Raw genomic sequence first — 4,204 nt, forward strand, 5'->3', positions numbered from 1 at the left:
GGCTGCCTAAACCGACAAAGGCCCCGCAAGGGCCGCGGAAAACCGCTCTGCCGGCCTTCAAAAAGGCCCTCACTGACCACCGAAATCCACTTCGCTCCCCGTGCAAAGCCCTCACAAGGGGAGAAGGCAAGGGTGCGTGCCCAATTTTTTTCATCCGGGACACGAGATAGCCGGCAAAGCGTCATTGGCGAGCCATCATTGCCACCTATCTATTGGTTGCGGGTCGGCGGTCGAGGAGGCGACGGATGAACGACAGAATCAACACCCTGGATGAGCTTTTGAGCGATCCGATGATCAAGCTCGTGATGGAACGCGATCGCGTGCAGCCAGCGGCGCTTCGCACGCTGCTTGAAGAAAAGGTTCGTCGGGCGGAGGATGATGCGCCGGTCAACCCCGATCGCTTTGTGCCGCCGGCTCACATGGTGGCCGAGACCTGCCACAAGCTATGGCTGTGCAGCTAGGCAACAGTGCCTGACAGGGTCAGCGGTCTTTCGCGCTGTCCCGCGGACGCTTCGATGAAGAAGCCCCTAACAATTTGATTCAAACTTTGTTGGTAATTTCTCGTTAGTAATCTGGACTGGTTTGTCCGGCGGCGCTGTCTTGCCATCGGTCTGTTGTGTTTTGCGTACAGGTCCAGATGCGGTTATCAGGCGTCGTTGTCTTCTCGATCGCAGCGCTGTGCCTTGCCGGCTGCACGTCGACGTCCAGCGTCGACGCGCTGCAAGTGCCGTCCAGCGAGACGACCAGCTCGGTTGTGAGGCCGCCCGCGCCGGTCGCGTCGGTCGGTGCCGCCGATGCCGCACCCGCCTTCGCTCAGGAAGAGGCGATGGACCAAGCCGTGGCGCTGGCTCCTCCAGAGCCTGTGGAAAGCATTGAACCACCCGCCGAGCCAATTGCCCTGGTGGCGCCGAAGCGGCTGGCGCGGGCAGCACCGATCCTCGCCGAGCCGGTCCAGCGCTATCGTTTTCGTGACGCCAAGCCGATCAATTTCGGCAGGGCCTCGCCCAGGCACCTCGCCGTTCACGGCGTCGACGTTTCACGCTGGCAGGGCAACGTGAACTGGGACAAGCTGCGCGCGCAGGGCGCGAACTTCGCCTACATCAAGGCGACCGACGGCGGCGATCATCTCGACCCGATGTTCAGGAAGAACTGGCGCAATGCCGACGCTGCCGGCCTCAAGCGCGGCGCCTATCACTTCTTCTATTGGTGCCGCACGGCAGGCGAGCAGGCCGACTGGTTCATCCGCAACGTGCCGAGGGTCGAGGGCGCCTTGCCGCCGGTGATCGATGTCGAGTGGAACGGCGAATCCAGCTGCAAGCGGCGGCCGTCGCGGCAAAAGGTGCTGGAGAAGATGCAGGTGTTCATGGACAAGCTGGAACGCCACTACGGCCAGCGGCCCATCATCTACACCGCACCCGATTTCTACCGCGACAATCTGCGTGGCGCTTTCCCCGACTATCCGTTCTGGCTGCGCGCGGTCGCACAGCACCCGTCAAAGGTCTATCCCGGCCGCAAATGGGTGTTCTGGCAGTATTCCGGCTCCGGCCTGTCGCACGGCGTGAGGGGCCGCATCGACCTCAACGTCTTCCACGGTGACGAGAGAGCCTGGCGGAACTGGGTTGGCGGGCGGCAGATGGTGGCCGAGGCGGAGTAGGCAGTCGCAGAGACCGCATTTGCAGGCCAGCCCGACGTGAGTATCGACGGACCCTGACCGCCTGTCGCGGAATTGTCATGGATCCGTCATCGCATTGAAATGTCGCTCCTCCAAAGCAGGTGGCTTCCATCCGAACAGGAGACGCCACCCGTGCCCCGCCATTCCGCGCTTTTCGTCCTGACGGCAGCGCTTGCTGCCTCCGTTTCGCTGCCGGCCCATGCCGACATGATGTTCAACCGGGTCGCGAGCTTCGCAGTCGCCGGAAACCTCCCGGCGGACGTCGAGAAGGCCACGCCGACTTCGTCCGAGATCATCGCGGCCTCCGAAGACGGCATGACGCTGGTCTATTCCGACAGCCCGCTCGGTGCGGTCGGTTTCATCGACATCACTGACCCCAAGGCGCCCAAGGCCGGCGGCATCGTCAAGATCGACGGCGAGCCGACCTCGGTTGTGGTGATCGGCGGCAAGGTGCTGGCCGGCATCAACACGTCGGAGAGCAAAGCCAAGCCTTCGGGCAACCTTACGGTCATCGACCTTGCCTCCAAGGCGATCGAAAGCACCTGCGACCTCGGCGGCCAGCCGGACTCGCTGGCGCTGAACAAGGACGGCAAGTTCCTCGCCATCGCCATCGAGAACGAGCGCGACGAGGAGGTGAACGACGGAGAAATACCGCAGATGCCGGCGGGCGACCTCAAGATTTTCACGCTTGCCGAAGGCCAGCCTGATTGCGCGACGATGAAGACCGTGAACCTGGCGGGCATTGCCGGAGTCGCGGCGGAAGATCCGGAGCCGGAATTCGTCGCCTTCAACGAGGCTGGCGAGATAGCGGTCACGCTGCAGGAAAACAACCACATCGCCATCGTCAACGCCGAAACCGGCGCGATCGTCACGCATTTCTCCGCAGGCTCGGTCACGCTGGACAAGATCGATACCAAGAAGAACGGCGCCTTGTCCTTCGATGGCAAAATGGAAAACGTCGCCCGCGAACCCGACGCCGTGAAATGGCTCGACAATGACCGTCTCGTCGTCGCCAACGAAGGCGACTACAAGGGCGGCTCGCGCGGTTTCACAATCTTCAGCAAGATGGGCGAGGTTCTCTACGAATCCGGTCCATCCTTCGAGTACCAGGTCGCCAATGCCGGTCATTACCCCGACGACCGCAACAAGAAGGGCATCGAGCCGGAAGGTCTCGAGACCGGCGCCTTCGGCGAAGACAGGCTGATCTTCGTCGCTTCGGAGCGCGGCTCCGTTGTCGGTGTCTACAAGGACACCGGTGCGGAGCCTCAGTTTGTCCAGATCCTGCCCTCCGGCATCGCTCCGGAAGGCCTTGTCGCGATCCCGTCGCGCAATCTCCTGGTCACCGCCAACGAGGCCGACCTGGTCGAGGACGGGCTCGCCCGCTCGCATGTCATGGTCTACGAGCGCTCCGAGGGTCCCGCCACTTACCCGATGATCACGGCAAAGCTCACAGCAGACGGCACGCCGCTCGGCTGGGGTGCGCTTTCGGCGCTCGCGGCCGGCGAGACTGCCGGCAAGCTCTTCGCTGCGTCGGACTCGTTCTACGCCAACGCGCCCTCGATCTTCGAGATCGACGCCACGCAGACGCCGGCGCTGATCGCCGGCAAGACCATCGTCACGCGTGGCGGCCATCCTGCACAGAAGCTCGACATCGAAGGTCTTGTCGCCGACGGTGACGGCGGCTTCTGGCTGGCCAATGAAGGCGATCCGGCAAAGCTCGTCCCGCACGCCATCCTGCGCGTCGACGACAAGGGCGAGATCAAGCAGGAGATCGGCTTCTCGATGGAACTGCTCGCCCACCAGACCCGCTTCGGTCTCGAAGGCATCACCACCATCGGCGAAGGCGATGACCTGACGCTGGTGATGGCAGTGCAGCGCGAATGGGCCGACGATCCGAAGGGCCAGGTCAAGCTTCTGGCCTACAAGCCGAAGGCCAAGGAATGGTCGGCGGTGCGCTATCCGCTCGAAGCGACCGAAGCTGGCTGGATGGGCCTGTCGGAGATCGCCGCGCATGACGGCAAGCTCTACATCCTCGAACGCGACAACCAGATCGGCGACCTGGCCAAGGTGAAGCGCGTCTATTCGGTGGCGCTCGACGCTTTCAAGCCGGCCAAGCTCGGTGGCGAACTGCCGTTGATAGAAAAGACGCTGGTGCGCGACATCATCGGCGACCTGAAATCAGCCACCAACGGCTATGTCGTCGACAAGGTCGAAGGTTTCACCATCGACAAGAACGGCGACATCTTCGTCGCCACCGACAATGACGGCGTCGATGATTCCTCCGGCGAAACGCTGTTTTTACGCTTGGGCAATATCAGCGCCGTGAACTGAGGGGCAGCTCTTTCCTTCTCCCCCTGTGAGACCTTTGCACAGAAGCCGAACGGTGATTCTGTGGTGAAGGTTGGAGCAGGGAGATTCGGGATGGCGGATCGTGTTTTGGGTCAGTTGAGTCTGGCGGACGGTCTGGCGGCGTCGGATGAGACGATTTTCGACCTAGTATCGAAGGAACTGGACTGGGCGCCGATCCGAACA

At 62.6% G+C, this 4,204-nt stretch carries 3 protein-coding genes; all 3 read left to right on the plus strand.

The window, feature by feature from the left end; translation table 11 throughout:
* The first annotated feature begins 245 nt into the window (after window positions 1-245).
* The 3 genes from EOC93_RS32740 to EOC93_RS32750 all read left to right on the plus strand — a co-directional run bounded on the left by EOC93_RS32740 (window position 246) and on the right by EOC93_RS32750 (window position 4,003).
* Window positions 246-461, plus strand: a complete 216-nt coding sequence (locus EOC93_RS32740) for a hypothetical protein (protein ID WP_127206675.1) — start codon at window positions 246-248, stop codon at window positions 459-461.
* 176 nt (window positions 462-637) lie between these two features.
* Window positions 638-1,654: a GH25 family lysozyme gene (locus tag EOC93_RS32745; RefSeq protein WP_127206676.1), complete on the plus strand. Its 1,017-nt coding sequence runs from the start codon at window positions 638-640 to the stop codon at window positions 1,652-1,654.
* Window positions 1,655-1,804: 150 nt separating this feature from the next.
* Window positions 1,805-4,003: an esterase-like activity of phytase family protein gene (locus EOC93_RS32750; protein WP_127206677.1), complete on the plus strand. Its 2,199-nt coding sequence runs from the start codon at window positions 1,805-1,807 to the stop codon at window positions 4,001-4,003.
* The last annotated feature ends 201 nt before the right edge of the window (window positions 4,004-4,204 follow it).

This window comes from Mesorhizobium sp. M6A.T.Ce.TU.002.03.1.1 (genome assembly GCF_003997275.1).
GTDB lineage: Bacteria > Pseudomonadota > Alphaproteobacteria > Rhizobiales > Rhizobiaceae > Mesorhizobium > Mesorhizobium mediterraneum.

Coding starts and splice junctions, on each gene's coding strand:
- EOC93_RS32740 (WP_127206675.1), top strand. CDS start 246: ATGAACGACAGAATCAACACCCTGGATGAGCTTTTGAGCGATCCGATG.
- EOC93_RS32745 (WP_127206676.1), top strand. CDS start 638: ATGCGGTTATCAGGCGTCGTTGTCTTCTCGATCGCAGCGCTGTGCCTT.